The sequence below is a fragment of the Profundibacter amoris genome, assembly GCF_003544895.1.
Lineage (GTDB): Bacteria > Pseudomonadota > Alphaproteobacteria > Rhodobacterales > Rhodobacteraceae > Profundibacter > Profundibacter amoris.
Genome location: NZ_CP032125.1, coordinates 1,172,291 through 1,187,084 on the forward strand (window position 1 = coordinate 1,172,291; position 14,794 = coordinate 1,187,084).

Below are 14,794 nucleotides of genomic sequence, written 5' to 3' on the forward strand. Positions count from 1 at the left end.
TATTGCTCTGTTTTATTCCTTGCCCAGACCTTCCAGCAGGGGCACGAAACGCACGGGTCTTAGTTCTTCATAGTCATAGCCTGTTTCATGGCGCACCACTTTTATCAGGCTTTGCACCGCCTGTTCCTGACCCACGGGTAGCACCATGATACCGCCAATTTTCATTTGCGCCAAGAGGGGACCGGGGGGATCCTCGGCGGCTGCGGTAACGATGATACGGTCAAACGGGGCCTGTTCGGGCAAACCATGGCTGCCGTCGGTGGTGATGGCGGTGATATTGGTCAGGTCCAGCTTGCGAAAAATCGCCTCGGCATCGCGCACCAGACGGCTGTAACGGTCCACGGTGTAGACACGGCGGGCCAGTTGGCTAAGGATCGCGGCCTGATAGCCCGAACCGGTGCCAACCTCCAGAACCTTGTCACGCGGTTGCACCTTCAGGGCTTGTGTCATGATACCGACAACCGAGGGCTGGCTAATGGTCTGGCCACAGGTAATCGGCAGGGGCATGTCTTCGTAGGTGCGGGCCTCGAACAGGCCTTTAATGAACGCGCCACGGTCGATTTTCTCCATCGCCGACAGCACGCGCCCATCGGTTACCCCCTTGGAACGCAAGGCAAAAAGGAATTGCATTTTGCGTTCGGCATCTTTCATTTTGGCAGGGCACCTTGCAGTGCTTGAACATCGTCATGGGCGGTCAGATCGGCCCGCATCGGGGTGATCGAGATATAGCCATCCAGACAGGCGGCGACATCGCTTCCGGGTTCTGTGGGTGTGTGTTGACTGCCGCCGCGCACCCAAAGGAATTTGCGCCCCGAGGGGGCGAAATGTGGCTCGACACTGAAATTCACATCACGCCGGTAGCCCTGAACGGTGGCTTTCATACCCTTGACGTCGGCGGCGGCGACAGGGGGGAAGTTGACGCTGTGGAACAGGCGGTAGTCGCCGTTTTGCGGCGGGGTATTGTCCAGAATGGCGCGCACGGTTGCGGTGCCATGAACCGCGGCGGCATTGAACGGATCGTCCAGTTCGGCGGTTTGTGGCCCAAGGTATTGCGACAGGGCAATTGCGGGCAGCCCCTGAAGCGCGGCTTCCAGCGCGCCGCCGATGGTGCCGGAATAGAGCGTGTTTTCGGCAGCGTTGTTGCCACGGTTCACACCCGACAACACCAGATCGGGCGGGTTGTCCTTCATCACGTCATGCAGGCCGGCAAGGATGCAGTCGGCCGGTGATCCTTCGGCGGCAAAGCGGCGTTCGGCCAGTTGCGCGATCATCATCGGGCGGGTGTAGGAAATGCAGTGCGATACGCCCGATTGCTCGAATGCGGGGGCGACGGTCCAGACTTCGCCATCCGGTCCGGCGATTTCGCTGGCAATGGCCATCATGGTCAGCAGGCCGGGGGCGTTGATGCCGTCGTCATTGGTGATCAGAATACGCATGGTTGGTTTGCCTTTGTTACCCTGTAGATTCAATAGGGCAAGGCGCAGGCGCGGTAAAGCGGCTGCTGTGTTTGCCCCCGTGCTGTGGCAGAAAAGAATCTATGCCTGCTGCGCGGATATTTGGGAAAAGAAGAAGCCTAAAGCTCGGCCAGTAGCCGCGCGGCTTCGTCATGGGGATCGGCCAGAGGCGAGCGATCCTCGCCGGGGTAGAAGCGGGCGCGCAGGGCGGTGGGCATCGGGTTTGGCGTGGCGATATGCACGCGGGGTCCGTTTTTGGCGGTTTCGGCCTGCCAACTGCGGGCCAGCGCGATTTGCGCGGCTTTGGTCGAGCCGTAAGCGCCAAAGAATTTCGCACCGCTGGTTGATGGATCGTCAAAGAAAAGTGCCGTGCCGTCACGGCCTAGCAGGGGCGCGACATAGGTAATCATGATGCCGGTGGCACGCACATTCAGCGCGATGGCCTTGTCCCAGTCCTTTGCGTCGATATGGTCGGCAGGCGACAGTTGGGTGTCGTGGATTGCAGTATGGATCCACAGTTTCACCCCGCCCCAACGGTCATGGATCGAGCGGCATAGGTGCTGCATGGCGGCGTCCTGTGTGATGTCCATCGGCGCCAGTGTAGCGGCCCCGCCTTTGGCCTTGATTCGGTCGTCCAGATCCTCCAGCCCGCCAACGGTGCGGGCCACGGCGACGATGTGGTAATCGGGGGCCAGGGCCTCGGCCAGGGCAAAGCCAAGGCCGCGCGAGGCGCCGGTGATCAGGGCGACGGATTCATCAGGATTTGTCATGTGTAGGTCTTTACCGTTTGTTGCGATGGTATGTTAGCGCCATTTCGATGCAATGCGCCAGAGCGTCATTTGGTAGCGGCTGATCAAGGCGGAAAAGCACCGCGCGGGTGCCCTGATAGGTGAAACTATCGGGGTAGATTTCGCGCATGGTGTTGACCAGCGTGGTTTTACAGTTGAAGAACAGCGCGCCATGATCCGGTTTGGCCGGTTTCCAGGCCATGCGGATGGTCGAGCCTGATTTGGTTTCCTCGGTCAGATAGGCCGGTTCGCCCCATTTCAGGGTTTCGGTCAGCGGGCCAACGGCGGGGTTTTGGGCCGCAGTTTGGAAGATCAGGCTGCGGACGTTCAGCAGGGTATAGCGGGCCAGTTCGGGGAAAGCATCAAAGGCGGCTTTGACGCAGGCGGGCAGGGGCAGGATCATTCCGCCGCCTTGATCTCAAACCCCTGTGCAATCATATCCGCCGGTTCCACCGGATATTCGCCGGAGAAACAGGCGTCGCAATATTGCGGGTAGTCGTTGTTTCGCCCCTTTGCTTCGCCTGCCGCGCGATAGAGGCCGTCCAGCGAGATGAAGCGCAGGCTGTCCACGCCCAGATGCGCGCGCATTTCTTCTTCGTTCATGTTGGCGGCCAGAAGTTTGTCGCGTTCGGGCGTGTCGACACCGTAGAAACAGGGCCACATGGTGGGCGGGGACGCGATGCGAAAATGCACTTCGGCGGCCCCTGCGTCCAGAATCATTTCCTTGATTTTGCGGGATGTTGTTCCGCGCACCACGCTGTCATCCACCAATATCACCCGCTTGCCTTTGATCAGTGCGCGGTTGACGTTCAGCTTCAGCAGCACGCCCATGTTGCGGATGCTTTCGGTGGGTTCGATAAAGGTGCGGCCGGTATACTGGTTGCGGATGATGCCCATCGCGTAGGGGATGCCGCTTTCCTGCGAATAGCCGATCGCGGCGGGGGTGCCGCTGTCGGGCACGGGGCAGACGATATCGGCATCCACAGGACATTCGCGGGCCAGTTCCACGCCGATCTGGCGGCGTGTTTCATAGATCGACTGACCACCGACGATGCTGTCGGGACGCGAGAAATAGACATGCTCAAAGATGCAAAAGCGCGGCTTGGCGGGGGCGAAGGGGCGGTGGCTCTCGACCCCTTCGGCGGTGATCACCACCATTTCGCCCGGTTCGATTTCGCGTACGAATTCCGCACCGATGATATCCAGCGCGCAGGTTTCCGACGACAATGCCCAGCCGGTATCGCCGATTTTCCCCAGCACCAGCGGGCGCACGCCCAAAGCATCGCGCACGCCGATCAGTTTGGTGCGGGTCATGGCGACGATGGAAAACGCGCCTTCGACACGGCGCAGGGCGTCCTTCATCCGTTCGGGGATGTTTTTCTGGAAGCTGCGGGCCATCAGGTGGATGATACATTCGCTGTCGCTGCTGGACTGGAAGATAGAGCCATGCTGGATCAGTTCCTTGCGCAGGGCGGCGGCGTTGGTGATGTTGCCGTTATGGGCAATCGCCGCCCCGCCCATCGCGAATTCGCCAAAGAACGGCTGAACATCGCGGATCACGGCGCCCTTTTTGCCGGCAGTGGAATAGCGCACATGGCCGATGGCCAGCGGGCCGGGCAGGGTTTCCATCAGGCTGGCTTTGGTGAAATTGTCACGCACATAGCCAAAGCGGCGGGCGGAATTGAAGCCCTGTTCGGGGTCATGGCTGACGATGCCGCCGGCCTCTTGCCCCCTGTGTTGCAGGGCATGCAGGCCAAGGGCGACGAAATTGGCGGCCTCGGCCTGACCGATCACGCCGAAAACGCCGCATTCCTCTTTCAGCTTGTCATCATCAAACGGGTGGCTTGGCAGCATTTTTTGCATTTCAGCAGTCGCTCCGAATCCCATGGCAGTGGTTCGCTTCCCTCTTTAGGGGGTCGCGGGCGGTCTGTCACCATATAGTAACAGACCTTAATTCGAAGCAGGCTTGTTGCATTCGCCAACCAGTTGGTCGTAACGCGAAGTGATCCAGCCGGGCGCATCCTCGGGGATGCTGTCGTTGATGCGGTCCTGCATTTTGGCAAAGACGCGGGCGGTGCGGCTGTCGTCGATCATCGGAATGGCCTGATCGGTGATCACGCGGTCATAGACCACCAGCGCAATGCCAACCAGCAGCAATCCGCGCGCCACGCCAAACAGGAAGCCAAGCCCCTGATCAATACCGCCAAGCGCCGAACGCTGGACGATCAAGGAAAACAGCGGGGTGATCAGCGACATCACAATCAATGCCACAGCAAACACAGCGGCAAAGGCGGCAATGCGGGACAATTCGCAGCTGTCTTTCAGGAAATCCCCCAGCACGGGGACTTCGCGCACCAGTGGTTCGGCCTGTGCGGCAAACATGAATGCCAGCACAGCGGCGACGACCCAGCCTGCAATCGACAGGCTTTCGCGTACAAACCCCCGCGAATATGCCAGAAGCGCAGACAGTATGATGACCACCGCCACCACTGCATCAATAATTGTAAAACCTTCCACGTCGTAATCTCCTAGCCTGCTTTGGACCGGTTAACCGGCACCGAAAATCTCGCCAACAAATGCCGTCAAATCCGGCATTTTCTGAATATTCAGCCCCCCGGCGCCAGAGGTTTTACCACCTGACGGCGCAATTGCACCCGAAAAACCAAGTTTTGCCGCTTCTTTCAAGCGGTTTTCTGTCTGGCCTACGGGTCGCAAAGCCCCTGATAGGCTAATTTCGCCAAAAACCACAGTGTCAGCGGGCAAAGCGGTGTCTTCGCGTGCCGACAGTAGCGCGGCTGCAACAGCCAGATCGGCGGCCGGTTCCGTAATCCGCATTCCGCCTGCAACGTTCAGATAGACATCAAGGCCGGTAAAGGGGATGCCGCAGCGCGCCTCAAGGACCGCCAGAATCATCGCCAGCCGGCCACTGTCCCAGCCGACAACCGCGCGGCGGGCCTGGCTGTGCGGGGACGGAGCGACCAGCGCCTGCAATTCGCACAACACGGGGCGGGTGCCCTCGATGCCGGCGAATACCACGGATCCGGGGGCGGGCTTGTCGCGCTCCGACAGGAACAGGGCCGAGGGGTTGGTGACCTCGGACAGGCCCGCGCCGGTCATTTCGAACACGCCGATTTCGTCGGCAGGGCCGAAACGGTTTTTAACGGCGCGCAGGATGCGGAACTGGTGGCCACGCTCGCCCTCGAAATAGAGCACGGTATCGACCATATGTTCGATCACCCGCGGGCCGGCGATTTGCCCGTCCTTGGTGACATGGCCCACCAGGATCACGGACATGCCGCGCCGTTTGGCGAATGTGGTCAGTTCATGGGCGGCGGCGCGCACTTGGGACACGCTGCCCGGTGCGCTTTCGACATTGTCGGCCCACATGGTCTGAATGGAATCGATGATTGCCAATTGCGGTTTTTCGGTTTCCAGCGTGGTCAGGATATCGCGCAGGTTGGTTTCGGTGGCCAGTTGCACCGGCGCATCGCGCAGGCCCAGACGGTCGGCCCGCATGCGCACCTGCGCGCTGGCCTCTTCGCCGGAAACATAGATGGTTTTCAATCCCTTGCGGGCGAAACTTGCAGCGGCTTGCAGCAACAGGGTGGATTTGCCGATGCCCGGATCGCCGCCAACCAGAATAGCCGAGGACGGCACAAGCCCGCCGCCAAGCACGCGGTCCAGTTCATCCATGCCGGAATGGGTGCGCGGCGGCGGCACCTCGTCGCTGGACAGATCGGTCAAGTTCAGGGCGCGGCCACGTTTGCCGCCCAGCGATTTTTTCGCAGGCCCTGCCGACAGCGGCGCTTCCTCGATAATCGAATTCCATTCGCCACAGGATTCGCAACGCCCCGACCATTTGGTCGAGGACGCGCCGCAGGCGTTACAGGTGAAGGTATGCGTTTTGGCCATAGGCCCTTTTGCCCCAGCTTTGCGGCCACATCAAGGCGTGCGTTTCTTCTCGGTCGCAAAAGAGATTGCCAACGAGGCCAGAATACAGCCGGTGAACAAATACAGCCCCCATGCGGTTTGCACCGTGCCCACGCCAATCCCCTTGGCCACCACCAGATAAAGCGCGATCAAGAAGATGTCGGCCATCGCCAGCCGCCCCAGCCAGTGCAACACCGGCAGCACCTTGCGATGCAGCAGATGAAAGTGGATCAGGGCAAGGCCGATGGTTTTCATATAAGGGGCGAAAATCGCGAAAAACGTCACCAGCAGGGCCAAAAACACATCGGATTCCCACAGCGATTGCAGGCCGGTGATCACCGATATTTCGTTCAGGTCAAAGAAATAGGGCATCATGCCGCCCAAAACCCCCGCCCGCAACATCGGTGCAAACCACGCGATCGGGAACAGCACGATCAGCGACAGGTTGGCGATTTTCAAAAACAGGTTCACAAGCTTACTCCACCCCGAAATGATTGGGCATAGCTGTGCCCATGCTGATACTTATGGGGCCTAAAACCATGCCACAATGCTTGAAGCGCGAAAATTCCGCCCTATGGGTCAGCGCACCGCCTCGATCGGCCCTTCGGCGCGGCCGTGGATGAACTGGTCCAGATAGGGATCGCCGGATGCGTCCATATCCGCCACCGGACCGGTCCACTGGATCACCCCGCCGTGCAGCATTGCCACCTTGTCGGCAATGGCGCGAACCGAACTCATATCATGGGTGATGGTCATCGCGGTTGCGCCCATTTCCACAACAATTTCGCGGATCAACTCGTTGATAACGCCCGCCATAATCGGGTCCAGCCCCGTTGTGGGTTCATCAAAGAAAATGATCTCGGGCTCGGCCGCAATCGCACGGGCCAGTCCCACACGTTTTTGCATCCCGCCGGACAGTTCCGCCGGATACAGGTCCGCCACATCTGGTTTCAGCCCCACGCGGCGCAGTTTTTCGATTGCAATTGCGCGGGCCTCGTCCTTGGGTCGTTTCAATGATCCGCGCAGCAGGCGAAAGGCCACATTTTGCCAGACCGGCAGACTGTCAAACAGCGCGCCGCCCTGAAACAGCATACCGAAACGCGCCAGAAAGGCATCGCGTTCGACCTTGGTCACATCCTGCCCGTCAACGGTAATCACCCCGCTGTCAGGCTTGATCAGCCCCAGAATACACTTCAGCAACACCGATTTACCCGTGCCCGAGCCACCGATCACCACCATGCTTTCGCCCCGCGGGATGGTCAGGTTGACCCCTTGCAGCACCTTGTTGCTGCCAAACGCCTTATGCACATCCGTCAAGGTAATCATGAGCCAAACAACATTGTGGTTAACAGGAAATTCGCCGCCAGGATCAGTACCGCTGCCGCCTCGACCGAGGATTTGGTCGCCTTGCCCACCCCTTGCGCCCCTCGGCCCGAATTCATCCCATAATAACAGCCCATGAGCGCGGCGATAAAGCCGAACACAGCGCCTTTGATCAGGCTCGAGGCGATATCGGCAGCCTCAAGGAAATCAACGGTGTTGTTCAGATAGGTGGCCGAGTTGAAATCCAGCTTGCCGGTGGCCACAAGGTAGCCGCCGAAAATGCCGATGATATCACCGATGCCCACCAGTATCGGCACGGTGATAAAGGCCGCCAGCACGCGCGGCACGGTCAGGTATTTCATCGGGTGGGTGGACAGCGTGACCAACGCGTCGATCTGTTCGGTCACCCGCATGGTGGCGATTTCGGCGGCAATCGACGAGGTCACCCTTGCCGCGATCATCAAGCCCACCAGCACCGGTCCCAGTTCGCGCACCATGCCGATGGCAACGATCTGCGGCACCACCGCTTCGGCGCTGAAGCGCGCGCCGCCGGCATAGATCTGCAAGGCCAGCGCGCCGCCGGTGAAAAAGGCAGTCAGGCCAACGACCGGCAGGCTGAAATATCCGATCGTTAACAGGGACTGGCCGAATTCTTTGATGTAGAAAGGCGGGCGAACCATATGGCCCAATGTCTGGAGCAAAAAGATGCTGATCCGGCCAAGGGCCGCCAGAATACCCATTGTGTTGCGGCCGATGGCGGCGACGGGGGCAAGCAGGCTCACGGGGCAAACCCTCCGGCATAGCGGCGCGCGTAACGGGGGCCTAAAGATGTCAGGATTTCATAACCGATGGTGCCGGCCATTTCTGCCAGATCATCCACCGTCTGTTGCGGGGTGATCAGGTCCAGATGGGTCGGGATCTGGTTCAGGTGGCTGATGTCCACCGTGATCAGATCCATCGACACGCGCCCCACCAGCGGGCAAGGGGTGTCATCATGCCAAAACGTGGCCTTGCCCGACATCGCGCGGATCAACCCGTCGGCATAACCGCCGGAAACGGTGGCGATTTTCGCCGGTTGTTCAGCGCGCCATGCGTTGCCGTAACCCACGGTTTCGCCTGCCGCCAGATCGCGGGTCTGGATCACCGGCAGGGACAGATGCACAACGGGCTGCGCATCGGCAAAGGGCAGGCCGCCATACAGGCCGATGCCCGGTCGGGTCAGGTCGAAATGGTAGTCCGGCCCGAGCAGGATGCCGCCGGTTGCAGCCAGCGAACGCGGGGCATTGATGCCGTCGGTCATGTCGCGGAAGGTCGCCAGTTGGCGCGCGTTCATATCGTGGTCCGGCTCGTCGGCGCAGGCCAGATGGCTCATTACCAAAACGGGGGTTTGCGGCAGAACAATATCGCGCACGGCGGCCCATTCGGGCGCCTCCATGCCCAGCCGGTTCATGCCGGAATCCAGCTGGATGCCGAAGGGGGCGTTGGGCAGGGATTCGAAATGGCGGGTCAACTGGTTCAGGGAATTCAGCATGGGGGTAAGATGCAGGTCATGGATCATATCGGTGTCGCCGCGCATATGCCCGCCAAAGACGAAAATATCGACACCCGGCCCCAGTGCCTCGCGCACCGCCGCGCCTTCCTCGGCCACAGCCACGAAAAACCGCCGCGCACCGGCCTGCGCCAGCGCCTTTGCCACCCGGCCCACGCCCAGCCCGTAGCCATCCGCCTTGACCACAGCCGCCGTCTCGCATTCTGTCATTGCGTCCAGCGCCCGCCAGTTGGCCGCCAACGCATCCAGATCAATTGTCAGGTTTCCACTTGCCATAGGGGGTTTTTGACGGGTGGGGGGGGAAGGTCAAGCAGAAACACAATGCCTGCCCCTTGACACCCCGGTTTTTTCCCCGCACCTTTTGCCGATTATCGATGCGTATGAGTGCAATTTTGTTTTTTCAGGGGGCTTTCCCCGCTAATTTATTTTTGGAGATATTGAATGGGCTTTAAGTCATTTCTATTCACGGGCGTTGTCGCCACAGGGCTGTTTATTGGCCAGAACGTTTGGGCCGACCCGATGCAAGAGGCATTGGATAAAATCGCACAATGCAACGAGAAACGCTGTAATCAACTGCGCCTGAGCGGCATCAAGGGGCTGACAGTGATCCCGGCCGAGGCATTAAGCATCGCCAAGCTGGATTCGCTTGATTTGTCACGTCTGGAAATTACCGATCTGTCGATGATTGCCAAAATGCCGTGGCTAAAAGAGATAAATCTGTCTGGCACGCCTGTAACCGATTTAAGCGGGTTGTCTGGACTAAAGGCGCTGCGCGTATTGAACCTGAGCAATAGCAAAGTCACTGACCTGACCCCGCTTGCCGGTATGGGGGCGCTGCAAAAGCTGGACATCTCGCGAACCGGAATCAGCGATATATCTGTTCTGGCCAAACTGGGGGCGTTGCAGAAATTGATCCTGACCAAATCTGCTGTGACCGACATTTCGCCCCTGGCCGGTATGGGCGGGCTGGAGGAACTTAGTTTAACCCGGGTGGCGGTTACCGATTTCGGTCCGCTTGCAGGGCTGGGCGCGCTGGAAGAACTGGACCTGTCCGAGACCGGCATTTCCGATCTGTCACCGCTGGCCGGACTGGCCGCTTTGCGCACATTAAAGATCACCGAGACCAAAGTCAGCGACCTTGCACCGCTTGCAGACCTGCGCTTGCTGGGTGGTCTGTCAGCCTCCTTTACCCAGGTTTCGGACCTTGCCCCGCTGGCCAAGTTGAAGAATTTACAAAACATCTTTGTAAATGGCACTCAGGTATCCGACCTTGGCCCATTGGCAGGGATGATGGTGCTCTACGGGCTGGATTTAAGCGAAACAGGGGTGAGTGACATTTCACCATTGGCAAATTCACCCGAGTTGAAATCGCTTTACCTAAACAAAACCGAAGTAGCCGATATTTCGGCGGTGGCCAGCATGCCTAAGTTGCAAACGTTGAATTTGAAGGGAACCAAAGTTGCCGATATTACGCCGGTTTCGGGCTTGGCCGAGATATCCAGCCTTGATCTGAACGAAACCGCCGTGAGCGACATTTCAGCACTGGCCGGAAAGGAAAAGCTAAGCAACCTTGATCTGAACCGCACCGGCGTTGCCGATCTGTCACCACTGGCGGGCCTGCCCAAACTCAGAAGCCTTGATGTGTCGGATACCAAGGTTACCGACCTAAGCCCGTTGATTGGCCTGCCGAAATTCCGGTCTCTGACGGTTTATAACCTGACAAGTCTTGATAAATCCCAACTGGATAAATTGCAGGAATCCGGTGTGAAACTGCGCGGTCTGGACGAATAACCGGTAAAGGTGCAGGCGGGGCAGCTTCTGGAAGCTGTCCTCGCCCCCTTGCCACGGTTTGACCGGATTGCCAAAACGGGTGAACTGGCCTTCAAAGCTCAACTCGATACGGCCGATCGGGCCAAGCGCCTGATGCACTGCGGCGCCTTCCACAGCGACAGCGACGAAAACCGCCGTGCACCAGCCTTGGCCAGCGCTTTTGCCCCCCGGTCTATACCCAGCCCGTAACCATCAGCCTTGACCACGGCCGCCGTTTCGCAAACTGCCAATGTGTCCAGCACACGCCTGTTGGCCGTCAGCGCATCCAGATCAATTGTTGAATTACCGCTTCCCATAAGTGGTTTTTGACGGGGGCAAGGGGAAGGCCAAGCAGAAAGCGAAAGATAGGGAAATCCAGACTACCCACATGCGGGACAAACGGGTAGAAAGCCCAAAGGAAAAGCAGGAGAGCAGACGATGGGTGTTATCGGCAGAATAAAAACCGAACTGGAAAAACCGCGCAAATCACGCCCTTTGGGCAGCGGTTGGCTGTCGGGATCGTTGTCTATACTTGCGGGGTTGGCCGGGTTGCTGATCGTAATGATCCGCTTTTTCCCGCAGACCTTTACCATGCCCGAACTGTCAATCATCCATGAAAGCAGCTATATCACGGTATTCTTGCGGGCCGTATTGCTGCTGGGCTACCTGTTGGCCCTGATCAGCATACTTTTAAGCCGGAACAAGGTGTTGGGCTGGACTGGTCTGGCTATTGTCCTTACGGCTTCGTTGTTTGGAAGTGCGCCTGCAGTTGAGCCGGGGCAAAGCGCGCAGGCATTATATTTCGGGTTGGACTATTTCATTGTCAATGTGCTGTTTATCGGCTTTCTGTTTGTGCCGTTGGAACGGTTCCTTCCCCACAAAGGAGAGCAAACCGTTTTTCGCCCGGAATGGCAGGAGGACATGTTCTATTATCTGGTCAGCTCGATGTTGGTACAGGTTCTGTCGTTTTTAACAATGGCACCTTCAAATCTGGTGAACAAAAACCTTGATATGTCGCAAATCGTTGCCACAATCGAGGCTTTGCCGTTTGTTGTGCAAGTGATTGTTATCATGGTGGCAACAGATTTCGTGCAATACTGGGTGCATCGGGCGTTTCATACTTTTCCGTTTTTGTGGCGGTTCCATTCGATTCACCATTCGACCCAAAGCATGGATTGGCTTGCGGGAGCCAGAATGCATTTTCTGGAAATCGCCGTGCTGCGCGGGTTAACGGCCGTACCGATGTTTACACTGGGATTTAAACCCGAAGCCATTCAGGCCTATCTTTTGATTGTCTATTTCTATTCGTCCTTTATCCACGCCAATCTGGGGATAAAATTCGGGTTTCTTGAGCGGTTTCTGGTTACGCCCCGGTTTCATCACTGGCACCACGGATCGGAACGTGCAGCAATTGATATCAATTATGCGTCGCATTTCCCGTTGTTTGATTGGCTGTTCGGCACCCACCATTTGCCCGAGGATGAATGGCCGCAGAAATACGGTGTCGCCGGCGGGGGAGTGCCCAAAGGTTATTGGCAACAATTACTACACCCATTTCGCAAGCCTACGAAATAGATCCAGACTCTAGAAGCTGTCCCCGCCCCCTTGCCACGGTTTGACCAGATTGCCAAAACGGGTGAACTGGCCTTCAAAGCTCAGCTCGATATGGCCGATCGGGCCGTGGCGCTGCTTGCCGATGATCACCTCGGCCTTGCCGCGCAGGGCTTCCATTTCGTCCATCCAGACCTGCATTTTGTCCAGCTCGTGATCACCCGGTTTTTCGCGCTCTTTATAATATTCCTCGCGGTAAACGAACATCACCACATCCGCGTCCTGCTCGATCGATCCCGATTCCCGCAGGTCCGACAGTTGCGGGCGCTTGTCATCACGGTTTTCCACCTGACGCGATAACTGCGACAGGGCGACCACCGGAATATCCAGCTCTTTTGCAATCGCCTTCAGCCCCTGCGTGATCTCCGACACCTCGTTCACACGGCTGTCTTTGGCGGTGGCGGGGCGCACCAGTTGCAGATAGTCGATGAACAACACATCCAGCCCGTGGGTGCGTTTCAGACGGCGCGCGCGCGCAGCCAACTGGCTGATCGGCAGGGCGGGGGTGTCATCGATATAAAGCGGGCAGGCTTCCAGCTGTTTGGCGGCCTCGACAAACCGGCGGAATTCCTCTTCGGTCATGTCGCCCCGGCGGATCTGTTCGCTGGGCACTTCACTTGCCTCGGACAGGATACGCGCGGCCAGTTGTTCGGCGCTCATCTCGAGGCTGTAAAACCCGACAACCCCGCCATTCACCGCCCCTTCGGTGCCATCATGCAGCGTGCCCTTTTGATAGGCCTTGGCGATATTATAAGCGATGTTGGTTGCCAATGATGTTTTCCCCATCGACGGGCGACCCGCAAGGATCAGCAAATCCGAACGGTGCAATCCGCCCAGCTTCTTGTCCATATCGGTCAGGCCGGTTGAAATCCCCGCCAGTCCGCCATCGCGCTGATAGGCGGCGTTGGCAACATTCACCGCATCGGTCACGGCCTTCAGGAAGGATTGAAACCCGCTGTCGGTCTGGCCCTGTTCGCCAAGCGCATAAAGCGCCTGTTCGGCCTCGACGATCTGCTCTTTGGGTTCCGAGGCAATATCGACCTTGCCCGCTTTGTCCGAAATCTCGCGGCCCAGCCCGATCAATTCGCGCCGAATCGCCAGATCGTAAATCATCTGCGCATAATCACGGGCGGCAAAACCGGAAATAGCCGCCCCCGCCAGCCGCACCAGATAGGCAGCGCCACCCAGCTCTTTCAGCCCTTCGTCATCCTCCAGAAACGCCTTTAGCGTGACGGGTGAAGCAAGATTGTTTTTGGCAATCCGGCTGGCGGCTACTTCGAAAATGCGCGCATGCGTTGGCTCGAAAAAGTGCTGCGGGCCGATGATCGCCGCGACGCGGTCGTAAATATCGTTGTTGGTCAGGATCGCGCCCAGCAATTGCTGTTCGGCCTCGATGTTATGGGGCAGGGCGTCGCTGATGCCTGCCTCGTCCCGGGTTGAATTTATCGGCGCAATTTCGTTCATGTCCCACCTGTCTGTCCCACCGGAAATTGTTTAAACGCACCGCGTTGGCGGTGCAAATTGTATAAATCTGTGGATAGATTAAACTGTCCACATTTGGTGGTTGGCATTATTTAACCCGCAATATACACGAATTGTGGCCCGTTTGCGCGTTTATTTTTTTCGCGCATCCTGCCAGGCCCTCGGGGCGGACAAAAAGCTTTCGACCTCGGTCAGAGTGGCCGCATCAAAGGCACCGCTGGCCTTGGCCTCGGTCAGAACATCCCACCATGTGCACAGGTGATGCAGGGTAACCCCGTGATCGCCCAAGGTTTTCCCGGTTTCTGGAAAAATGTCGTAGTAAAAAATCACCGCAGTGTGGGCACAAGTCGCCCCGGTTTCACGAATCGCATCGACAAAAGACAGTTTGGAGCCACCATCGGTGGTCAGATCCTCGACCAGCAAAACCCGCTGCCCCTCGCTCATATCGCCCTCGATTCGCGCATTGCGGCCATACCCCTTGGGTTTCTTGCGCACATAGCTCATCGGCAAGGCCATGCGTTCGGCCACAAGCGCGGCAAAGGGGATGCCTGCGGTTTCCCCGCCGGCGATGTTGTCGAACGCCTCGAATCCTGCGTCCCGCATCACGGTGGTGACCATGAAATCCATCACGGTAGACCGGATCCGCGGATGGCTGATCAGCTTGCGACAATCAATATAGGTCGGGCTGGGCAGGCCCGAGGCCAGTGTGAACGGCTCGACCGCGTTAAAATGCACCGCCTTGATTTCCAACAGCATTTTCGCGGTCAGGCGGGCGATTTCTTCTTTGGAAGGGTAGGTCGAGGGGATCATCAGCAGAACCTTTTGCGCTTCTTCTTTTTTAAAATATC

The 14,794-nt window shown here is 58.3% G+C and carries 16 protein-coding genes; 2 read left to right on the forward strand and 14 right to left on the reverse strand.

Annotated features, from left to right (window positions below):
* Positions 1-12: 12 nt before the first annotated feature.
* The 11 genes from BAR1_RS05825 to alr all read right to left on the reverse strand — a co-directional run bounded on the left by BAR1_RS05825 (position 13) and on the right by alr (position 9,320).
* Positions 13-651, reverse strand: coding sequence for a protein-L-isoaspartate(D-aspartate) O-methyltransferase (locus tag BAR1_RS05825; RefSeq protein ID WP_118942154.1), 639 nt, complete (start codon positions 649-651; stop codon positions 13-15).
* Positions 648-1,436 (reverse strand): 5'/3'-nucleotidase SurE, encoded by a 789-nt coding sequence (gene surE, locus BAR1_RS05830; protein ID WP_118942155.1) that lies wholly within the window; start codon positions 1,434-1,436, stop codon positions 648-650. The genes BAR1_RS05825 and surE overlap by 4 nt, the downstream gene beginning before the upstream one ends.
* 137 nt (positions 1,437-1,573) lie before the next feature.
* Entirely contained in the window at positions 1,574-2,224 is a 651-nt protein-coding gene (locus tag BAR1_RS05835) for an SDR family NAD(P)-dependent oxidoreductase (RefSeq protein ID WP_118942156.1), read from the reverse strand.
* A gap of 10 nt (positions 2,225-2,234) precedes the next feature.
* Entirely contained in the window at positions 2,235-2,645 is a 411-nt protein-coding gene (locus BAR1_RS05840) for a DUF1801 domain-containing protein (protein WP_118942157.1), read from the reverse strand.
* On the reverse strand, positions 2,642-4,096 hold the full coding sequence (gene purF, locus BAR1_RS05845) for an amidophosphoribosyltransferase (protein ID WP_118944359.1): 1,455 nt from the start codon (positions 4,094-4,096) through the stop codon (positions 2,642-2,644). The genes BAR1_RS05840 and purF overlap by 4 nt, the downstream gene beginning before the upstream one ends.
* A gap of 96 nt (positions 4,097-4,192) precedes the next feature.
* The gene (locus BAR1_RS05850) at positions 4,193-4,759 is read right to left on the reverse strand and encodes a CvpA family protein (RefSeq protein WP_118942158.1); all 567 of its coding nucleotides are present in this window, start codon (positions 4,757-4,759) and stop codon (positions 4,193-4,195) included.
* Between the two features lie 30 nt (positions 4,760-4,789).
* Positions 4,790-6,154 (reverse strand): DNA repair protein RadA, encoded by a 1,365-nt coding sequence (radA, locus tag BAR1_RS05855; RefSeq protein ID WP_118942159.1) that lies wholly within the window; start codon positions 6,152-6,154, stop codon positions 4,790-4,792.
* A 30-nt stretch (positions 6,155-6,184) separates the two neighbouring features.
* On the reverse strand, positions 6,185-6,643 hold the full coding sequence (locus BAR1_RS05860; RefSeq protein WP_407681527.1) for a paraquat-inducible protein A: 459 nt from the start codon (positions 6,641-6,643) through the stop codon (positions 6,185-6,187).
* A gap of 108 nt (positions 6,644-6,751) precedes the next feature.
* Positions 6,752-7,498 (reverse strand): ABC transporter ATP-binding protein, encoded by a 747-nt coding sequence (locus BAR1_RS05865; protein WP_118942160.1) that lies wholly within the window; start codon positions 7,496-7,498, stop codon positions 6,752-6,754.
* Positions 7,495-8,235, reverse strand: coding sequence for an MlaE family ABC transporter permease (locus tag BAR1_RS05870; RefSeq protein WP_118944361.1), 741 nt, complete (start codon positions 8,233-8,235; stop codon positions 7,495-7,497). Before BAR1_RS05870 ends, BAR1_RS05865 begins: the two co-directional genes overlap by 4 nt.
* Positions 8,236-8,273: 38 nt before the next feature.
* Positions 8,274-9,320, reverse strand: coding sequence for an alanine racemase (gene alr / locus BAR1_RS05875; RefSeq protein ID WP_118942161.1), 1,047 nt, complete (start codon positions 9,318-9,320; stop codon positions 8,274-8,276).
* A gap of 165 nt (positions 9,321-9,485) precedes the next feature.
* Here alr and BAR1_RS18150 point away from each other — a divergent pair, with 165 nt between their 5' ends.
* A complete protein-coding gene (locus BAR1_RS18150; RefSeq protein WP_118942162.1) occupies positions 9,486-10,835 on the forward strand; it encodes a leucine-rich repeat domain-containing protein in 1,350 nt (449 codons plus the stop codon).
* Positions 10,836-10,933: 98 nt separating this feature from the next.
* On the opposite strand, the gene BAR1_RS18155 is transcribed toward BAR1_RS18150, so the two are convergent.
* Complete coding sequence (locus tag BAR1_RS18155) at positions 10,934-11,170, reverse strand: alanine racemase (RefSeq protein ID WP_323368587.1); 237 nt, start codon at positions 11,168-11,170, stop codon at positions 10,934-10,936.
* Between the two features lie 121 nt (positions 11,171-11,291).
* Here BAR1_RS18155 and BAR1_RS05890 point away from each other — a divergent pair, with 121 nt between their 5' ends.
* On the forward strand, positions 11,292-12,428 hold the full coding sequence (locus tag BAR1_RS05890; RefSeq protein WP_118942163.1) for a sterol desaturase family protein: 1,137 nt from the start codon (positions 11,292-11,294) through the stop codon (positions 12,426-12,428).
* A gap of 9 nt (positions 12,429-12,437) precedes the next feature.
* Here the strand turns inward: BAR1_RS05890 and BAR1_RS05895 are convergent, their stop codons facing one another.
* On the reverse strand, positions 12,438-13,928 hold the full coding sequence (locus tag BAR1_RS05895; RefSeq protein ID WP_118942164.1) for a replicative DNA helicase: 1,491 nt from the start codon (positions 13,926-13,928) through the stop codon (positions 12,438-12,440).
* 150 nt (positions 13,929-14,078) lie between these two features.
* Positions 14,079-14,756: an orotate phosphoribosyltransferase gene (locus BAR1_RS05900; protein ID WP_118942165.1), complete on the reverse strand. Its 678-nt coding sequence runs from the start codon at positions 14,754-14,756 to the stop codon at positions 14,079-14,081.
* Positions 14,757-14,794: the final 38 nt, after the last annotated feature.

What these genes read in the sequence shown, in the direction of transcription:
- BAR1_RS05895 (WP_118942164.1), bottom strand. Translation starts at nt 13,928, where the DNA reads ATGAACGAAATTGCGCCGATAAATTCAACCCGGGACGAGGCAGGCATC.
- surE (WP_118942155.1), bottom strand. Translation starts at nt 1,436, where the DNA reads ATGCGTATTCTGATCACCAATGACGACGGCATCAACGCCCCCGGCCTG.
- BAR1_RS05840 (WP_118942157.1), bottom strand. Translation starts at nt 2,645, where the DNA reads ATGATCCTGCCCCTGCCCGCCTGCGTCAAAGCCGCCTTTGATGCTTTC.
- radA (WP_118942159.1), bottom strand. Translation starts at nt 6,154, where the DNA reads ATGGCCAAAACGCATACCTTCACCTGTAACGCCTGCGGCGCGTCCTCG.
- purF (WP_118944359.1), bottom strand. Translation starts at nt 4,096, where the DNA reads ATGCTGCCAAGCCACCCGTTTGATGATGACAAGCTGAAAGAGGAATGC.
- BAR1_RS05865 (WP_118942160.1), bottom strand. Translation starts at nt 7,498, where the DNA reads ATGATTACCTTGACGGATGTGCATAAGGCGTTTGGCAGCAACAAGGTG.
- BAR1_RS05890 (WP_118942163.1), top strand. Translation starts at nt 11,292, where the DNA reads ATGGGTGTTATCGGCAGAATAAAAACCGAACTGGAAAAACCGCGCAAA.
- BAR1_RS18155 (WP_323368587.1), bottom strand. Translation starts at nt 11,170, where the DNA reads ATGGGAAGCGGTAATTCAACAATTGATCTGGATGCGCTGACGGCCAAC.
- BAR1_RS05835 (WP_118942156.1), bottom strand. Translation starts at nt 2,224, where the DNA reads ATGACAAATCCTGATGAATCCGTCGCCCTGATCACCGGCGCCTCGCGC.
- BAR1_RS05900 (WP_118942165.1), bottom strand. Translation starts at nt 14,756, where the DNA reads ATGATCCCCTCGACCTACCCTTCCAAAGAAGAAATCGCCCGCCTGACC.
- BAR1_RS05870 (WP_118944361.1), bottom strand. Translation starts at nt 8,235, where the DNA reads ATGGGTATTCTGGCGGCCCTTGGCCGGATCAGCATCTTTTTGCTCCAG.
- BAR1_RS18150 (WP_118942162.1), top strand. Translation starts at nt 9,486, where the DNA reads ATGGGCTTTAAGTCATTTCTATTCACGGGCGTTGTCGCCACAGGGCTG.
- alr (WP_118942161.1), bottom strand. Translation starts at nt 9,320, where the DNA reads ATGGCAAGTGGAAACCTGACAATTGATCTGGATGCGTTGGCGGCCAAC.
- BAR1_RS05825 (WP_118942154.1), bottom strand. Translation starts at nt 651, where the DNA reads ATGAAAGATGCCGAACGCAAAATGCAATTCCTTTTTGCCTTGCGTTCC.